The organism is Corallococcus sp. bb12-1, assembly GCF_026626765.1.
Classification (GTDB): Bacteria; Myxococcota; Myxococcia; order Myxococcales; family Myxococcaceae; genus Corallococcus; species Corallococcus terminator.
In genome coordinates this window covers 39,918-57,667 of record NZ_JAPNJZ010000013.1, presented here as the reverse complement: position 1 = coordinate 57,667, position 17,750 = coordinate 39,918, and the positions used below count along the sequence as shown (strand labels likewise).

14 protein-coding genes are annotated in these 17,750 nt (G+C 69.1%); 7 read left to right on the top strand and 7 right to left on the bottom strand.

All coding sequences use genetic code 11. The features are described from left to right. Positions 1 to 97: 97 nt before the first annotated feature. Positions 98 to 1,423: a putative sensor domain DACNV-containing protein gene (locus OV208_RS17095; protein ID WP_267574899.1), complete on the bottom strand. Its 1,326-nt coding sequence runs from the start codon at positions 1,421 to 1,423 to the stop codon at positions 98 to 100. A 246-nt stretch (positions 1,424 to 1,669) separates the two neighbouring features. Here OV208_RS17095 and OV208_RS17090 point away from each other — a divergent pair, with 246 nt between their 5' ends. Continuing rightward, positions 1,670 to 3,046, top strand: coding sequence for an amidohydrolase family protein (locus OV208_RS17090; protein WP_267574898.1), 1,377 nt, complete (start codon positions 1,670 to 1,672; stop codon positions 3,044 to 3,046). A gap of 17 nt (positions 3,047 to 3,063) precedes the next feature. Here OV208_RS17090 and OV208_RS17085 read toward each other — a convergent pair whose 3' ends face one another. Beyond that, on the bottom strand, positions 3,064 to 3,366 hold the full coding sequence (locus OV208_RS17085) for a hypothetical protein (RefSeq protein WP_267574897.1): 303 nt from the start codon (positions 3,364 to 3,366) through the stop codon (positions 3,064 to 3,066). 190 nt (positions 3,367 to 3,556) lie between these two features. Here OV208_RS17085 and OV208_RS17080 point away from each other — a divergent pair, with 190 nt between their 5' ends. From OV208_RS17080 to OV208_RS17065, 4 genes are all read left to right on the top strand, one after another. Then, on the top strand, positions 3,557 to 4,033 hold the full coding sequence (locus OV208_RS17080; protein WP_372241088.1) for a YqaA family protein: 477 nt from the start codon (positions 3,557 to 3,559) through the stop codon (positions 4,031 to 4,033). Between the two features lie 172 nt (positions 4,034 to 4,205). Further along, a complete protein-coding gene (locus OV208_RS17075; protein WP_267574896.1) occupies positions 4,206 to 5,918 on the top strand; it encodes a lamin tail domain-containing protein in 1,713 nt (570 codons plus the stop codon). Between the two features lie 191 nt (positions 5,919 to 6,109). Further along, the gene (locus tag OV208_RS17070; RefSeq protein ID WP_267574895.1) at positions 6,110 to 6,730 is read left to right on the top strand and encodes a glutathione S-transferase family protein; all 621 of its coding nucleotides are present in this window, start codon (positions 6,110 to 6,112) and stop codon (positions 6,728 to 6,730) included. A 136-nt stretch (positions 6,731 to 6,866) separates the two neighbouring features. After that, entirely contained in the window at positions 6,867 to 9,047 is a 2,181-nt protein-coding gene (locus OV208_RS17065) for a dipeptidyl-peptidase 3 family protein (protein ID WP_267574894.1), read from the top strand. Positions 9,048 to 9,059: 12 nt separating this feature from the next. On the opposite strand, the gene OV208_RS17060 is transcribed toward OV208_RS17065, so the two are convergent. Next, entirely contained in the window at positions 9,060 to 10,238 is a 1,179-nt protein-coding gene (locus OV208_RS17060) for an AI-2E family transporter (RefSeq protein ID WP_267574893.1), read from the bottom strand. A 150-nt stretch (positions 10,239 to 10,388) separates the two neighbouring features. Between OV208_RS17060 and OV208_RS17055 the strand changes: the two genes are divergently transcribed. Next, complete coding sequence (locus OV208_RS17055) at positions 10,389 to 10,805, top strand: DoxX family protein (protein ID WP_267574892.1); 417 nt, start codon at positions 10,389 to 10,391, stop codon at positions 10,803 to 10,805. A 27-nt stretch (positions 10,806 to 10,832) separates the two neighbouring features. On the opposite strand, the gene OV208_RS17050 is transcribed toward OV208_RS17055, so the two are convergent. After that, the gene (locus OV208_RS17050; RefSeq protein WP_324291386.1) at positions 10,833 to 12,116 is read right to left on the bottom strand and encodes a threonine/serine ThrE exporter family protein; all 1,284 of its coding nucleotides are present in this window, start codon (positions 12,114 to 12,116) and stop codon (positions 10,833 to 10,835) included. A 128-nt stretch (positions 12,117 to 12,244) separates the two neighbouring features. Between OV208_RS17050 and OV208_RS17045 the strand changes: the two genes are divergently transcribed. After that, on the top strand, positions 12,245 to 13,051 hold the full coding sequence (locus OV208_RS17045) for a pseudouridine synthase (protein ID WP_267574890.1): 807 nt from the start codon (positions 12,245 to 12,247) through the stop codon (positions 13,049 to 13,051). Between the two features lie 57 nt (positions 13,052 to 13,108). Here OV208_RS17045 and OV208_RS17040 read toward each other — a convergent pair whose 3' ends face one another. The 3 genes from OV208_RS17040 to OV208_RS17030 form a co-directional block, all read right to left on the bottom strand. Further along, positions 13,109 to 13,321, bottom strand: a complete 213-nt coding sequence (locus OV208_RS17040; protein ID WP_267574889.1) for a hypothetical protein — start codon at positions 13,319 to 13,321, stop codon at positions 13,109 to 13,111. Positions 13,322 to 13,450: 129 nt separating this feature from the next. Beyond that, on the bottom strand, positions 13,451 to 15,346 hold the full coding sequence (locus OV208_RS17035; RefSeq protein WP_267574888.1) for a serine/threonine-protein kinase: 1,896 nt from the start codon (positions 15,344 to 15,346) through the stop codon (positions 13,451 to 13,453). Positions 15,347 to 15,457: 111 nt separating this feature from the next. After that, entirely contained in the window at positions 15,458 to 17,728 is a 2,271-nt protein-coding gene (locus tag OV208_RS17030; RefSeq protein ID WP_267574887.1) for a serine/threonine protein kinase, read from the bottom strand. Positions 17,729 to 17,750: the final 22 nt, after the last annotated feature.

The window sequence follows — 17,750 nt, the reverse complement described above, 5'->3', positions numbered from 1 at the left end:
GACAATATTCCAGATGTACCAGGACCCCATCTGGAACCCTTGAAGTCGGCAGTGGCTGCCCCCCCCCCCCCCCCCGGATGGCGGGCCGCGTTGGAGCTCAATCCTCCGTGAGGAGGAGGCTCCAGAGCAGCACCTTCTTCTTACCGGGCGGCCGGTGCAGACAGCGGACCGGGCCGTCCTGGGATGCGACGAACACGATGGCGCCGGAGTGCTGGTTGGCGAAGACGGCCGCCGCCCGGTGGCGCGAGCCGTGCTGGCCGATGGGGTAGTGCGGACCGGGGCGGCCCTGGAGCGTGCGCGCCTCGAACACCTGGGGTGGGCCGCTGCGCGGGATGGCGATCTGATACCCCGCGCAGACCACCTCCAGCTCCGGCCCCAGCACCAGCGCGTTGTCCACCGCGGTGAGCTGGCCAATGCTCTCCACCAGCGCCTGGAAGTCGCTCTCCGTCACCTTGTCGTCGTGTTCGGCGGCGGCCTTCTTCAACTCCGGATCCTCGGGCGGCTCCGCCTCCGAAACCGTCCGCCCGGCCTCCGCGCGCCACGCGCCGTTGATGAGGTCCGCTCGCGCCTGGACGAAGCGCTGCAACCGCTCCCGCAGCAGCGAGCCCTGCCCCGGGGGGAGGCTGTACTTGCCTCGCGTGCGGAAGCGGTCCAGGTCGTGCTGCTTGGGCAGGAAGGCAATCAACCCGCCGTGGTGCAGTCCGCCCATCTTCCGGATGAGGCCGTGCACCGCGTTGGACACGTACCACTCGCGGTTGCCGCCCATCAGCGGCTGCACCTTGGGCAGCGACTCCACCAGCGTGGCGCAATGCTCCATCAGCGCCGAGCGCACCGCGCTGTCCTCGTGGAAGAGCAGGTCATGCAGCGCCATGCGCCGGCCCGGCGGCACTGGCGCTCCCTGCTCGTAACGGAACACCTCGCGGCCCTGCGTGCTCACCACCAGGTGGCCCGGTTCGGGCGCGTGGAGGATGAAGACATCCTCTTCGCCTTCCGCGTGGAACTCCGTGTACTCCACCCGGCGCGCCAGCCCCTGGATGCGCAGCTTGCCTTCGCGCGGCCCCACCACCACCGCCGTGCGCGGCAGGTGCGCGGCGGGCGCCAGCTTCACCAGCGCCTCCACGCTGAAATCGGTGATGCTGGACTTGGGCTCCAGGGGGAGTGTCTCCCACGCCTGCCGGTGGCCCCTCACACCGCCGATGAAGACCGTCTCCCGCACAGCCTGGAGTCCCGGCAGGCCCTGCGCGTGGTAGGCGATGCGCACGCGCGTGGCCTCGCCTTCCTCCCGGCCCAGGCTCGCGAAGAACACGGTGTCCGCCAGGACGACCAGCAGGCGCAACGTCGTCTCCGCCACGGGCGCCTTGGCGAACTGGCGCAGCCAGCTGCGCAGGGCTTCTCCGGGGTATTGCAGGCCGGGTTCATCCATCGGGCGCGCAGCATACCCACGCCTTCAGGCTTCCCGGGGGAAGTCACGTCACCGCCGCGGTGCGCCGTTGGCTTTCCATCCTCGCGAGGCAGCGAGCCCGACCTGTAGCACCATTGGAGCGGTGGCAGGATGGCGCCACGGGCCGGGCAGGGCGGAGCGACGGCCCCCGAACATCGAGCCGCTGAAAAGGTTGTCCGCGCGGAGGCCCGTTTCTTAGGGTCGGAGCGTCTCCCAGGAGAACCCGCCATGCGCCTCCGGTTCCTGACAGCCTCCCTGCTTGCCTTCGCCATGCTGCCGGCCGCCAGCGCGGCGCCTCCGCCCTCGCGCACCGTCGTCTTCCAGGGCGGGCGGGTACTGGACGGCTCGGGCGGCGCGCCGCTGGAGAACGCCGCGGTGGTGGTGCGCGACGGGCGCATCGTGTCCGTGGGGCCGGCGGACAAGGCGAAGGTCCCCAAGGGCGCGGAGATCATCGACTTCGCGGGCAAGACACTGCTGCCCGGCCTCATCTCCGACCACAGCCACGTGGGCCAGACGGTGGGCGCCACCGTGGGCTCGCAGAACTACACGCGCGAGAACATCGAGCGGCAATTGCGTCAGTTCGCCGCGTATGGCGTCACCACCGTGACGGCGCTCGGGATGAACCGGCCGCTGTTCAACGAGGTCCGCAAGGAAGCGCACGCGGACACCTTCACCGGAGCGGACCTGTTCGGCGCGGGGCAGGGCATCGGCGTGCCCGAGGGCGGACCGCCCCAGGCGATGACGAACAACGCGCCCGACCAGATCTTCCGCCCGTCGACGGAGGAGGAGGCCCGCGTCGCGGTGCGCACCCTGGCGAAGAACCGCGTGGACCTCGTCAAGGTCTGGGTGGACAGCTTCCTGGGCAAGGTCCCCAAGATGAAGCCTGACATCTACCAGGCCGTCATCGACGAGTCCCACAAGCAGGGCCTGCGCGTCGCCGCACACATCCATGACCTGGAGGATGCTCGCGCCATGGTGGCCGCGGGCGTGGACATCATCGCGCACGGAGTGAGGGACCAGCCCGTGGACGCGGCCTTCATCCAGGCGATGAAGAAGCGCGGCGTCTGGTACGTGCCCACGCTGGAACTGGACGAGGCCACCGTCGTCTACGCGGACCTGCCCAGGCTCGTGGACGACCCGGTGCTCGCCCCCGCGCTGTCGCCTGAGCTGCGCGCGCAGTTCCAGGACGCCGCGTGGCGCAAGAAGACCCTGGAGGACCCCAAGGCGGATGAGGCGCGCCATGCCCTCTCCACCAACCAGACGAACCTCAAGGCGCTGTACGACGCGGGCGTGAAGGTGGGCTTCGGCACCGACTCGGGCGCCACCCCGCTGCGCATCCCGGGCTACGCGGAGCACCGGGAGCTGAAGTTGATGGTCATCGCAGGCCTCACGCCGGTCCAGGCGCTCGCGGTCGCCACCGGGAACGCGGCGGATTTGCTGAAGCTCAAGGACCGCGGACGCATCGCCCCGGGCCGTCGCGCCGACCTGCTCCTCGTGGAAGGCGACCCGGCCACCGACATCACCGCCGTGGACCGCATCGCCTCCGTGTGGCGCCAGGGCCGACAGGTGGCCGGACCCCTCACCGCGCCCGCGCCCCAGCCCTGAAGGCCCCTTCCCGGCGCCTACTCTTCGATGGGCGGCTGGAGCGTGCCGAACCGCTCCACGCCCTGATCCAACGCCGAGCGCATCGCGTGCAGCAGCGCGCCATCCGACATCCGCCGCACCAGGACGATGCGGGGCGACACAAAGGAAGGCGCGCCGCCCAGCCGCGCCTCCAGTGCCTCCAGCGTGTGCACGGTGAGGACGAAGCGGCGCCCGTCGCGCAGCCGCACCTCCACGTCCCGGGAACCCTCGAAGGGCAGCTCTGGGTCGTCGGCGATGAGCAGGGAGGCAATCCGTTCGTCCTCGGTGTCGATGGACCGCATGCTTGTCCGCTCCCGTGAAGGTCGTCGCATGTCCAGGAGGGTGGAGACCCCCACCCTGGCCTACAACCCGTTCCGCGCCGTTGCCCCCGGGGACGGACACCTCCTGGCCCCGGAGGGCAGGGCGGCGAGCACGGCCCGACACCGCGGACAAGACGGACGGCCGGCCCAGGGTGTATGGCCCGCATCACCCATGCCCGTGCCCGAGCCGACCACGCTGTCCACCTGGGGCCTGCCCGGGATGTTCTTCGTCGCGATGCTGGCGGGCTCCGTGGTGCCGGTGCCCTCCGAGGCGATGCTCGCCGCGCTCATCTACAACGGCACGCCGCCCGTGACAGCCACCGTGGTGGCCACCGTGGGCAACGTGCTGGGCGCCCTGACGCTCTACATCCTGGGGCAGTGGGTGTCGCGCGGTGGCGGCGGACCCGTGGGTCGCTGGTTCGCGCGTCGGCGTGAGAAGGAAGGCCCCCGCATGGCGCGCACCGAGGCGAAGCTGCGCACCTGGGGCGCCCCCGCGCTCCTCATGTCGTGGCTGCCCATCCTGGGCGACGCGTTCGTCCTCGCCGGCGGCTTCGTGGGCGTGCGCCCCGTGCCGTTCATCTTCTTCGTCACCCTGGGCAAGGGCATCCGCTACGCCTTCGTAGCGCTCTCCACCACCGCTGCCATGTAACATTGTGTAATAAAGCCTGGTGCTGTTGACAGGCCGTTCACGCAACGTTTCGGAGTTTGTGACGGATAAACGCGCAGGGCGTCGAGTACGCGGAATACTGCGTGCGCGGCGCTGCCGTGACGTCCCAGACCCCTTACGGCTCCTGGCCTTTCCGGGAGCAGGATGAAACATCGTGAGCCTGAAACAAGACCTCTTCCGGCGGCCTGCCGCCTCCTGGCGAACGTGGTCCTTCTCTCTGGTCTGCGCGGCGCTGGCCGCGTGCGGTGGGCCGGAGGCGTCGGAGGAGACCGCGACGGAGCTGGCCACGCGTGAGGACGGGCTCAATGTCCGCCTGCGCCTGATGGCGGCCAACACGAGCAGTGGCACCGGCCAGGACTACGACCCGGGCCACGGCATCCGCATCTTCCAGGGCACCGACCCCGACGTCGTGATGATCCAGGAGTTCAACTACAAGACGGACTCCGCGGCGGACATCCGCAGCTTCGTGGACACCGCCTTCGGCACCGGCTTCTCGTACTACCGCGAGGCCGGGGCCCAGATTCCCAATGGCATCATCAGCCGCTACCCCATCATCGCGGCGGGTGAGTGGGACGACACGCAGGTGTCCAACCGCGACTTCGCGTGGGCGCGCATCGACATCCCGGGCCCCAAGGACCTGTGGGCGGTGAGCGTGCACCTCTTGACGACGAGCTCCGGCAACCGCAACACGGAGGCGTCCAATCTGGTGAAGTTCATCAACGCCAACGTGCCCGCCAGCGACTACCTGGTGATTGGCGGCGACTTCAACACCAGCAGCCGCAGCGAGGCGACGTTCAGCACCTTCTCCAGCGTGGTGTCCACGGCGGCGCCGTACCCGGCGGACCGCAATGGCAACACCAACACCAACGCGGGCCGCAGCTCGCCGTATGACCACGTGCTGGTGGACAACGACCTGCGCGCCTACCAGACGGCCGTCGTCATCGGCACGAACTCCTTCGCCAACGGGCTCGTCGCGGACACGCGCGTGTACTCGCCCATCTCCGGCATCTCTCCCGCGCTGGCGGCGGACAGCGGCGCGTCCGGCATGCAGCACATGGCCATCATCAAGGACTTCCTCATCCCGTCGGACAGCACGCCCTCCACTTCGGTGACGGTGCTGTCGCCCAATGGCGGTGAGAGCTGGACGGGCGGCTCCGCGCGCACCATCACCTGGACGTCGTCCGGTATCTCCAACGTGAAGGTGGAGTATTCGCTGAACGGCTCCACCTGGACGACGCTGACGACCAGCACGAGCGCCGCCTCCGGCAGCGTGGCGTGGACGGTGCCCGGTACCGCCAGCACGAACGCCTGGGTGCGGGTGAGCGACGCGAGCAACGCCTCCACCAGCGACCTGAACAACGGCGCCTTCGCCATTACCACGGGTGGCTCGGGGGGTACGGGCAAGGTGTTCATCAACGAGGTGCTGCTGAACGAGGCGGGATCGGATGTGAACGGGGAGTTCGTGGAGCTGGTGAACACCGGCACGGCGGCGGTGGACCTGAGCGGCTACACGCTGTCGGACAGTGCGAGCGTGCGTCACACCTTCCCGAGCGGCACCACGGTCGCGGCGGGCAAGGCGGTGGTGGTGTTCGGTGGCGCGGCGGGCATCCCGTCCGGCACGGTGGGTGCGGTGGCGGCGTCCACGGGCACGCTGGGCCTGTCGAACAGCGGTGACACCGTGACGCTGAAGAGCGCGTCCGGCACGGCGGTGGATACGGTCACCTTCGCGTCGGGGCTCGCGGGCACGGACGGCGTGTCCGCCAACCGCAGCCCGGATGCGAGCGACACCGCCGGCTTCGTGCTGCACACGGCCCTGGCGGGCACCGGCAGCTCGCCCGGTAAGCGCGCCAACGGTTCGGCGTACTAGCAGGCTTCGGTGGGACCCGGGCCCGGAAGCGTCGCCTCCACGGGCGGCCTTTCGGGCCCGGTTTTTTTCTGCGGGGCGACCCGGGGCGGTCCGTTGATGAACACCGGTCGCGAGGACCGCGACGGGGCAGGGGATGAACTGGAAGAGTGGCGCTTCGTGCGTCCCGGGTGCGGACGCGAGGAGCTCGTTCCATGCTGAAGGTCCACCACCTCAATGAATCGCGCTCGCAGCGCATCCTGTGGCTCCTGGAGGAGCTGGGGCTCGACTACGAAATCATCCGGTATCAGCGCGACCCGAAGACGCGGCTGGCCCCGCCGGAGCTCAAGGCCATCCATCCGCTGGGCAAGTCGCCGGTGGTGGATGACGACGGCCGCATGCTGGCGGAGTCCGGAGCCATCATCGAGACGCTCATCCGCCGCCACGGCCAGGGGCGCCTTGCGCCCGCGCCGGAGGACCAGGACGCGTACACGCACTGGCTCCACTTCGCGGAAGGCTCCGCGATGCTGCCCGTCATGCAACTGCTCTACGTGAAGCGGCTGGGCGAAGCCGGAGCCCCGCTGATGCCGCGCATCGACTCCGAGCTGAAGAACCACCTGGCCTACATGGAGGGCGTGCTCCAGGGCCGCGAGTTCCTGGTCGGCAATGCGCTGACCGGCGCGGACATCCAGAACAGCTTCGTGCTGGAGTCGGCGCGCGCCTTCCGGCTGCTCGGAGAATACCCGAACCTGACGGCCTACCTGGACCGCCTGCACGCACGCCCCGCGTATCAGCGCGCCGTGGAGAAGGGCGGACCGTACGCGATGGGGCGTTGAACAAGGCAGGCCCGACGCCGTCTGCCTGAAGCATGAACACCTCCGTGCTCCCGGGAGGGAGCACGACCGCGCGCAGCTTGAGTCCACCCCTCTCGCGCGATAGCCACGTCTACCGTCACGTCTCCCCGGAGCCTCCATGAAGCCCCTGCTGCTGGCCGCCGTCCTCGCCGCCGCGCCCTCCACCCCACCGTCCCCGGCGCCCGCCCCGCCCCCCGCCCAGGTCAAGCAGCCCAGCCTCACCGTGCCCGGGGGGAAGTTCCTCCGCGCCCGCTCCGGCAACACCGCCGTCGCGCAGATGTTCGCGCCCGGCGTCGCGGAGCTCTCCGCCGCGGAGAAGCGCGTGGCGTGGTCCCTGACGCTCGCGGCGCACGCGGGCGAGGACATCGCTTACGACCAGATGGGCTGGAAGCTGGTGCCGGCGAAGCGGCTGCTCGAAGGCGCCTGGCTCTTCGGCCGGGATGCCCGGAGCGAGACGTCCGGCTTCGACGCGAAGCTGGCGGAGTACCTGCTGCGCTTCTACGGCCATGGCGGCAACCACGACAGCACCACCGGCCAGAAGTTCGTCCCGGGCTTCACCTTCGAGCAACTGGACGCCGCCGCCACGCGCGCCCTCGCCGCTGGCGCGCCCTACCCGGTGAAGGACGAGGCCGCGCTCAAGGCCTGGCTCCAGGACCTGAAGCCCACCCTCTTCGACGCGGCCTTCGAACCGCAGCTCACCTCCAAGGCCCCGCCTCCGGGGCAGGACCTGCTCACCGCGTCCTCCAACACCGCCTATGGCCCCGGCGTGACGTTGAAGGACCTGGAGGGCTTCCAGGAGAAGTACCCGCTCAACTCCCGCGTGGTGAAGGAGAACGGCAAGCTCGTGGAGCAGGTGTTCCGCGCCGGCACGCCGGACGGCAAGGTGAAGCCGGGGCTGTACGCGAAGGAGTTGTCGCGCGTCATCACGCACCTCCAGGAGGCGATGAAGTCCGCGGAGCCCGCGCACAAGGCCGCTCTGGGCAAGCTGGTCCGCTACTTCCAGACGGGCAGCCCCAGGGACTGGGACGCGTACAACATCGCGTGGCTCAAGGTGGATCCGAAGGTGGACGCCAACCTGGGCTTCATCGAGACGTACGTGGATCCGCGCGGCCACAAGGGCCAGTGGCAGGGGTTGATCAACTACCGCGACGCGAAGGAGAACCAGATCATGGAGCTCATGGGTCGCAAGGCCCAGTACTTCGAGGACCGGCTGCCCTGGCCGGAGCAGTACCGCCGCAAGAAGGTCGCGCCTCCGGTCGCCAAGGCCATCAACGTCATCACGTCCAACCCGCAGCCGCCCGCGGGCATCAACCTGCCCAACGAGCAGCACGTCCGCGAGAAGTACGGCAGCAAGAGCGTGATGGTGACCAACGTCATGGAGGCCGCCTCCGCCGTGACGCGGCTGCCCCTGGCGTTGGAGTTCTCCCGCACGGCGGAGGACCGCGAGCAGGCGCGGAAGTATTCGGTCACCGCGCGCAAGTGGCTGGTCGCCTTCCACGAGGTGCTGGGCCACGCCTCCGGTCAGGTGGACGCGAAGCTCAAGGGCCAGTCCCCGTCCGTCTTCCTGAAGGAATACGACAACACGCTGGAGGAGGCCCGCGCGGACCTCGTGGCGCTGTGGCACGCCTTCGACCCGGCGCTCGCGGAGCTGTCGCCGGACCATGACGCCATCGCGAAGCAGATGTACCGGGACTTCCTGGTGGAGGGCCTGACGAACCTGCGCCGCGTGGAGACGGGCGACGCGTTCGAGGAGGACCACCAGCGCGGCCACCACATGACGGTGACGTTCCTGGAAGAGAAGGGCGTCGTGAAGCGGGTGGTGGAGAATGGCCGCACGTACCTGACCGTGCCGGATTACGCGAAGATGCGGGAGGCGGTGGGCGAGCTGCTCTCACGCCTGATGGTCATCAAGGCCACCGGCGACTACGAGGGCATCCGCGCCCTGGTCCAGGAGAAGGGCATCCACTTCGACCCGAAGCTGCGCGACGAGGTCGCCCGCCGCGTGAAGGCCGTGGATGTGCCCACGGTGCTGCTGCTCAATTCGCCGCGCGTGGTGCCGGTGCTGGACGCGAAGGGCGACGTGGTGGACCTGAAGGAGGACTCCACCCAGGCCTTCGTGGATCAGCACCTGGAGCGCAGCCTGCTGGGACGGCTCTCTCCCGCGGAGGCCCGTGCTGTCGCCCCGAAGCTTGTGGTTTCGCCGGACGCGCTGCGCGAGGCGTTCCGCGCGCTGGGGCCGGAAACGACTTCGGCGCCGCCCGCCACGAAGGGGGCCGCGCCGAAGAAGTCCACGCCCTGACGTGTCAGGGGCTCAGTGATTGGGTGTCGTGTCCACGTCGGTGAGGGGAGTCCCCGCTTCCGACGTGAGCACGACGCGCCGGTTGCCGGGTTCCACCGGCGGGCCACCCGGGGTGGCCGGGTCGCCCGGCCGCGCGTTGGGCCGGCCGTAGTCGCGCTCGAAGATGCGCACCACGGACAGGAAGAAGGCGACGATGAGCGGCCCCAGCAGGAGGCCCACCGCGCCGAAGGCCGCGAGTCCGCCCAGCAGCGCGAAGAAGATGATGGCGCCGTGCTGGTTCATGCCCTTCTTCGCGAGCAATGGCTTGACGACGTTGTCCACCAGGCCCACCACGACCACGCCCCAGATGGCCAGGAAGAGCGCCGCCCACGGGTGCCCACTGAGCAACATCAGTCCCGCGGCGAGCAGCACCACCACCGCCGCGCCCACGGCGGGGATGAGGGCGAAGAAGAAGGTGAGGCCCGCGAAGAACAGCGGCGCCGGCACCCCCACGATGAGGAAGCCCACCAGCGCGGCCGCGGCCTGCACGCCCGCGGTGGCCACCGTGGACACCAGCACGGACACGGATGTGCTCCGGAACTCGCGCAGCAGCTCCTGCGTCTGGCCTCGCCGCAGCGGGGAGACACTCTCAATCCATTGCACCAGCCGGGCGCCGTCGGTGAGGAAGAAGAAGAGCGCGATGAGCATCATCGTCACCTGGAGCAGCAGGGTGCCCGTGGCGGCCACCGCGCCCGTCACGGCCTTCGCCGCCGTGCCACCCTGGGTCGTCACCTGCTCCTGGAGCTTCTGATCCAACTGCTCCTGCTCCAGCGGGAGCCGTTCGATGAGGTTGCTCACAGGCCCCTGGAGGGCGCCGGGAAGCTTGTTCACCAGCCCGTCCATGCCGTCCTTCTGCGCCGTCTGCGTCACGAAGCGCACGCCCTCGGACACCTCCGCGACGACGAAGGCGGTGAGGCCGCCCAGGGGCAGCAGCAGCGCCAGCAGGATGCCCGACACGATGATGCCCGCGGACACGCTGCCGTGGCCCCGCAGCCGGCGCTTGAGCCGGCTGTGCAGGCCGTGGAACGTGCCGGCGAGGACCGCCGCGAGGAAGAGCGCCTCCGCGAACGGTCGGATGACCAGGCACAGGAGGAAGATGGACAACAGGATGAGACCGACGAAGACGCGGCGCGCTACCTGATCGGAGGCCATGGCTTTCCGAACTTAAGGAGCCTGCCCCTCCCCCGGGAGCCCGCCCGGTCGGAATGTTGCAGGGAGAATTCCCCCTTGGAATGCCCGGAACGCCTGCCCGCCTGCTCACCGGACTTGGGGGAGGCGAAGGGGACGCTAGAGTGCGGCGCCATGCCGCCCTTCGACTCCGCCCGCTTCACCCTCTGGCTTCCCCAAATCCTGTGCGCCGTCTTCCTGGCCATCCTCTTCCTGCAGTCCGGCCTGGACAAGGTCGTGGACTGGAAGGGGAACCTGGGGTGGCTCACCGGCCACTTCGCGAAGTCCCCCCTCAAGGGCATGGTGACGCCGATGCTGGCGGTCATCACGTTGATGGAGCTGGCGGCGGGCGCGCTGAGCGCGGCGGGAGCGGTGGCGCTCGTGGCCTCGGGCAACCCGTTCCTGGCGTACCTGGGCGCGGTGCTGTCGGCGGTGTCGCTGCTGGCGCTCTTCTTCGGCCAGCGCATGGCGAAGGAGTACGCGGGCGCGGCGGTGCTGGTGCCGTACTTCGTGGTGGCGCTCGCGGGCGTGTACCTGCTGCGCCTGTCGTAGCGGGTCCTGGGGCCTCTTCGGAGCCCTTCAGAGCACCTTGCGCGGGGGCATGATGGCGTTGGCGGACAGCAGGCCCGCCGCCAGCGCCACCGCGACGAGCAGCATGGAGAAGGCGGTGTCCACGCCCGCCACCACGTCGCGCTCCAGCAGCGAGGCGAGGCTGCGGAAGCCCACGCTGCCGGGGACGAGCAACATCAGGCCCGGCACCACGGTGGTGACGGACGGACGGTTGCGAAGCCGCGCCAGCGCGTTGCTCCCGATGCCCAGGAGCAGCGCGCCCACGAAGGCTCCCAACTGCGGGCCCAGCAGCAGCGTGCCCAACCGGGCGCCCCCGAACGCGGCGGCGCCGGCCAGGGCAATCCAACCCCAGTCGCGCGGTCGGGCGCGGAAGAGCACCGCGATGGCGAAGCCCGCCACCACGAGCGCCGCGACGGCGGCGCTGGTCGGCACCACGGCGGGCAGGGGGCCGACGGGCACGGGAGGCAGCACCGTGGCCACCCGGCTGCCCAGGGCCGCGCCGAAGCCCAGTTGGAGGAACACCAGCGCGGCGTGCGTGAGGCGCGACGTGCCGGAGATGAGGTTGCGGGTGGCGACCTCGTTGACGGCGATGGTGAGCGTGAGGCCGGGCAAGAGGACGATGAGGCCCGCGAGCGTGGCCACCTCTCCATGGAGCGGGCCGAAGAAGTGCGCGGCGATGCCCGCGAACGCGGCGGACAGCACGGCCGCCACGGGCTCCAGCACGCGCGCGGTGGTGGGCTGCTTGCGCGTCGCCAGGTCCACCAACCCGATGACGAGGCTGCTGAAGCCCGCGACGCCCATCTCCTTCCAGCCGCCTCCGAAGAGGATGGCGGCGGAGGCGCCGGCCAGCATCCAGCAGAGCAGTTGGAGGGCGGGGCCGTAGCGCGGGGGCCGGGCGAGGATGGCCTCCACGCGGGTGGCGCCCTCGGAGGGCGTGAGGCGCCCCTGGATGACGTCGTCCGCCAGCGTGTCCAGGAGGATGAGGCGCTCCAGGTCCATGTCGCCGGGCTCCACGCGGATGAGGCTGGTGCGCAGGTCCTCGGCCGGGCCGAAGGAGGCGAAGATGGAGGTGGGCGTGGAGAAGAAGCGGGCCTCCAGGCCCAGCCGCTCGCTCACCCGCTGCATCAGCCCCTCCAGGCGGTGGGCGGGCGTCCCATGGCGGTGCAGGGCGTGGCCCAGGCGCAGCACGAAGGCCACGGCGGGGCCGGGAGGCGGCGGCGCGAGCGCGGCGAGGAGTTCGGGCGGGGCTGCGGCGGTTTCGGAGGGACGCGTGGACACGGCGGCCGGGCACATGCGCAGAGCCGTCCTGGCGAGTCAAACGGCGCCGCGAGCCCTCCTGCTCGCCCTCATGCGCCCGCGAGGGCTGGACCCCCTTGCCGTCACGCATCTGATACAGCGGGCGGCAACCCGGAGGAGGGTGCATGGCGCGCAAGCAGAAGACACCGCGATGGTTGGAGGCCGCGAGGCGGCGGGGGCCGGGCGTGCCCGAGGGCGCGCGCACGGACTGGCTGACCCGGGCCCTGGGCCGGGCGGGTGTCCTGCCGCGCGCGGAAGCCGAACAGGCCATCCGCGACGGCCGGGTGGAGTTGGACGGCCGCGTGGAGAAGGACCTCTTCGCGCCCGTGCGGCCGGAGTCCCGCGTGCGCCTGGACGGCGTGGAGCGGGCCCTCACGGCGCGGGTGTGGGCGCTGATGTTCCACAAGCCCGCGGGGCCGGTGGTGCACGGCTCCGACCCCGAAGGCGTGGGCACCGTCTTTGAACGGCTGCGCGCGGTGCTGCCCCCGGAGCTCGCGGGCTTCGAGTGGTACGCCGTGGGCCGCCTGGACCGCGACACCACGGGCCTGCTGCTCTTCAGCAATGACGAACAGTTCGTCCGGCACGCGACGGCGCCGGAGACGCACCTGCCCAAGCGCTACGTGGCGCGCGTGGAGGGACTGCCCACGGAAGAGGTGCTGGGGCGGCTGCGGATGGGCCTGGAGCTGGAGGACGGGACCACGCGGTTGGCGGGGGCGTCGCTGCGGGAGCCGGACGTCGTGGTGCTCACGCTCACCGAAGGGCGACACCACCAGGTGAAGCGGATGCTCGAAGCGGTGAGGCACCCGGTGCTCACGCTGCACCGTGAAGCGGTGGGGGAGGTGGTGCTGGATGTGCCGGAAGGCGCCTTCCGCCCGCTCACGGACGCGGAGGTGGCGGAGGGCCTGGGCTTTTCGGGTGCCGCCTGGGATTGACCGGGGGCGACGGCTCCCCGAGCCATTCCCAGGCGGTGGTGTGGCGGAATCGGCGGACTACTCCGCCAGTTCGCAGATGTTGCGCACGCAGCAGTTCCAACAGGCCGTCTGGGTTCCGCCGTTGCTCGTACATGCGGAAATGCAGCGCGCCATCTCCTGCGTGATGCCGGGCACGGGGGCATCCTTCGAGGGACTGGAGGCCGTGGCGGAGGTGCCTCCGACGATCAGACCGAACATGAACACGCTCGCGGTGATCAGCTTCATCTTCATCTTGGAGTCCTTTGGAAGTGCGCCCTGGGGGTGGACGCACTTCCAGGGTATCACCGTCTGATTTGTCTTTCCATGCAGTGCTCCGCTTCTGGATGAATCCAACAGTCAGGAGCACCCGGTGGGAGGCAATTACTGCTGTTCGCGCAGGATTGCAGTGACGCGCGAACGCATCGGATGGCTTTGGGGCGCGAGTGTGAGGAACCGGGCGTAGTGCCGCTGGCTCAGCGCGAGGTTGTCGAGCCTGCCATGGAGTTCGCCCAGCGAGAGCTGGCAGTCCGCGAACTGGGGGTGGCGATCCACGCAGCTCGCGGCCTTCTCCAGGGCTTCGGTGAGGCGGTTCTGGGAGATCAGCTTGTCGACGAGCGCGTGCAACTCGATGGCTTCGCTTGGGACCGCTGGGGCCTCCTGGGGCGCTGTCGCCGCCCTGGGAGCGGGCTTCGTGGGAGAAGACCCCTTGACCAGGGGCAGCGCGTCGATGAGCCAGGTGGGAGGGGGAGAGTCGCCCTCGATGTCGCCATCCTTCTCGAGGATGGCGGAGATGCGCTCCCGGTGGGGAGCGTCCTCGGGCGCGAACTTCAAGAACATCCGGTAGTGGTGCCTGCTGGCCTTGCGCTGTCCCGCCCGGGCCTGGAGGACGCCGAGGAGCAGATGGCATTCCGCCGCCTGGGGATGGTGGACCCTGCAGGCGTCGGCGTGGACGAGCGCCGTGTTGAAGTCCCGCTTCCGGATGGAGGCGAAGGCGTCCTGCTGGAACTCCTCGATGGGGCGGACTTCGACCACGGCGGGTTTCGCGGCGACCGGTGCGGAGGCCGCCTTGAATCCCTTGGGGGGGAGGATGGGACTGGGCGGGGGGGCGGCGTCGGGGACGGGGTGCGAAGGCTGCTCCAGGGCCATGAAGACGGAGAGCCCCACGACGGCCGTCAGCAGCGCTCCCGCTCCGAGCAACCCCTGGACCATCCGGCGTGAGGGGCCGGACGGTGAGGCGGGGGCGGGGGCGGGCTGGGCTTCAGGCTTCGTCGCCGCTCCCTGCCAGGACCGCATCTCCTCGATGAAGGACCCCGGCACCGCCGGCTCGCGGCCCTCCTGCGTCAGGTCTCCCTGGAACAGCATGCGCAGCAGGTTCGCGACGGTCATCGCGGAGAAGCGCGGGTAGTTCGAATACAGAAACCCCGCCAGGGCATCCCCGAACGCATGGCTGGATTCAAAGCGCTGAGTCCGGTCCGCGGTCAGCGCCTTCATCACGATGCTGTTCAGTTCGTAGGACAGATCCGGTCGGTGGACGGTGGGATTGGGAATCTCGCCGCTGGCCACCCGGGTCATCACCACATGCGGAGGGCCTTCCACCGGCAGCCTGCCGCACAGCAATTCGTACAACACGACGCCGGTGGCCCAGACGTCCGTGCGGGCATCCACGTCCTCGCCGAGCGCCTGCTCCGGGGAGAAGAAGAGGTACTTGCCCTTCACGATGCCAGGGGCCGTCTTGAAGCCTCGCTGGAGCTGCGCCTTGGCGATGCCGAAGTCGACGATCTTGACCTGACCTTCGTAGCCGACGAGCACGTTGTCAGGGGAGATGTCCCGGTGGACGATGCCCAACGGCTTTCCACTGCCATCCGTGCGGGTGTGCGCGTAGTGCAGGCCCCGGCACATCTCCATCGCGATGAAGACCGCGACGGGGACGGGAAGGGTATCCAGGCCGCTCTTGATGGCGCGCTTGAGGACGCGGTGCAGGGGTTGGCCGTCCACGAACTCCATGGCGAGGAAGTACTCGCCGTCCACCCGGCCGAAGTCGAAGACCTGGGCGACGTTGCCATGGGACAGCGTGGCGGAGATGCGCGCCTCGCTGATGAACATGGAGATGAAGGCCTCGTCGTTGGCGAACTCCGGGAGGACCTTCTTGATGAGGACGGGCTTGGTCACCCCGGCGTCGCCCACGAGCTGCGCGCGCCACGTCTCCGCCATGCCGCCCCGGCCCAGCCAGGAGACCAGTTCATACCGACCGAAGACGTCGCCTGCTTGCAGTGCCATGAATCGGCATCCTAGACGCAAGTCCCGCGTTGGCCGAATGGACGGTGTGCTTCTCCTTCCAGGGAACTCCGCGTGTTCAAGGGGGATGGCGTCCCCCTGGGAGGGAAAAACTCACTTCGGGGAGGTGCTGACGCTGGGAGCCTTGCTGGTGTTGCCGAGGATCCCGATGACGTACTTGCGCTTGGGGTGGTACGAATTGGCGAGGCTCAGGAACCGTTCGTAGTGCTTTTCGCTCATGCCGACATCCTTGCGCCTGGCATAGAGGTCGCCCAGGAGCAGGTGGCACTCGGAGACAGCGGGCGCCCTGTTCGCGCAGGTGTGGGCGATGAAAAGGGCTCCCTCGATGTCGCCCTTCATGCTGAGTGCCGCGACACGCTCTTCGATCTCGCCGATGGAGCGCATGATGGCACCGGTGGATGCAAGCAGGGGTGCGATGTCTTCAGGCGGCGGGGAGTTTCTTGCGCGGGTGGCCTTTGAGAGGGCGAGTCGCAACAGGTCCTGGCACACCGGATTGCTGGGGTACTTCTCCTTGCAAAGGTTTGCCATGTCGATGGCTGCCTCAATCTCCGCGCGCTGCGAGGCGCCGTGAATGTATTTCACCATCTCCCCGACCTCCTTGGCTTCCTTCTCAGAGGACGCCTGTGTTTCAGCGGACGGTGCGGTTCGTGCGCCTGCTTTTTCTTTCGCCCCGGGCCGGGGAACCTGCTCATCGCTGAATTTCAAGATGTCGGCGACCCGTCCTCTTCGGGGATGATCCGGAGGCGCGATCGCCAGGAACTTCAAATAGTGCTGCTCGCTCTTCTTGGGGTTGTTCACCTTCGCGTAGAGATAGCCCTGAAGGAGTTGGCACTCGGGGATGTGTGAAGAATCTTCCTCACAGCGGATGGCCAGCTCAAGCGCAGCCGCGTAATTCCTCTCGGTCGCCAATTGATAGGCTGCTTTGTGAAGGTCCTCGAAGGGAAGAGGCTTGCTGCCGGATGTCTTGGGTGGGGGGCTGTCGACAAGGGTTGCCTTCGATTCGGCTGGCGCCTCGACGCGCTCCATCTCGGGCGGAGCCACCGCGATCTGCTCCTCGACGGGCGTCGGTGGTGCGGGTGTGGGTGCCTTGGCCGCCACCGGAGCGCGGAAGGGGATGGGCGGCGGTGCCGCGACGGCCGTTGGAGGCGAGTGCGAGTCGAACAGGAGCCAGAAGCAGGCTCCCACGGTGAGAAGCCCTCCCACGGCCAATCCCTGGAGCGTCCGGCGTGAGAGATCGGAGGGGCCCGTGGGTTCCAGGGGCTGTTCGAGGGTCTTCGCGACAGCCGCCCTGGCGGGGGGAACCTGTCGCGTTTCACGGTGCTCCACCGGAGGAGGTGCGGCGATCCCAGTCGTCACCGTCGGCGCACGCCAGGCTTTCATCTCTTCCAGGAAGGAGCCTGGCACCGACAACTCGCGGCCCTCCTGTGCCAGGTCGCCCCGGAACAGCACCCGGAGCAGGTTCGCGATGGTCATCGCGGAGAAGCGCGGGTAGGTCGAATACAGAAACCCCGCCAGGGCATCGCCGAACGCATGGCTGGATTCGAAGCGCTGGTCCCGGTCCGGGGTCAGCGCCTTCATCACGATGTCGTTCAACTCCTTCGGCAGGTCCGGCCGGAGGACCTTGGGGGCAGGAATCTCTCCGCGCCCCACCCGCATCATCACCACGTGCGGAGGACCTTCCACGGGGAGCTTGCCGCACAGCAATTCGTACAGCACGACGCCCGTGGCCCAGACGTCGGTGCGCGCGTCCACGTCTTCCCCGCGCGCCTGCTCCGGGGAGAAGAAGAGGTACTTGCCCTTCACCACGCCGGGCGCGGTCTTGAAGCCTCGCAGCAACTGCGCTTTGGCGATGCCGAAGTCGACGATCTTGACCTGGCCTTCGTAACCCAGCAGCACGTTGTCCGGAGAGATGTCCCGGTGGACGATGCCCAGCGGCATGCCGCTGCCATTCGTTCGCGAGTGCGCGTAGTGCAGCCCCCGGCACATCTCCAGGACGATGAAGACCGCGACGGGAACGGGCAGGGCGGCCAGCCCACTCTTCATCGCGCGCTTGAGGACGCGGTGCAGGGGTTGTCCGTCCACGAACTCCATGGCGAGGAAGTACTCACCATCCACCCGGCCGAAGTCGAAGACCTGCGCGACGTTGCCATGGGACAGCGTGGCGGAGATGCGCGCCTCGCTGATGAACATGGAGATGAAGGCCTCGTCGTTGGCGAACTCCGGGAGGACCTTCTTGATGAGGACGGGCTTGGTCACCCCGGCGTCGCCTACGAGCTGCGCGCGCCACGTCTCCGCCATGCCGCCCCGGCCCAGCCAGGAGACCAGTTCATACCGACCGAAGACGTCGCCTGCTTGCAGTGCCATGGTTGTCCACCTTATGCCCAGA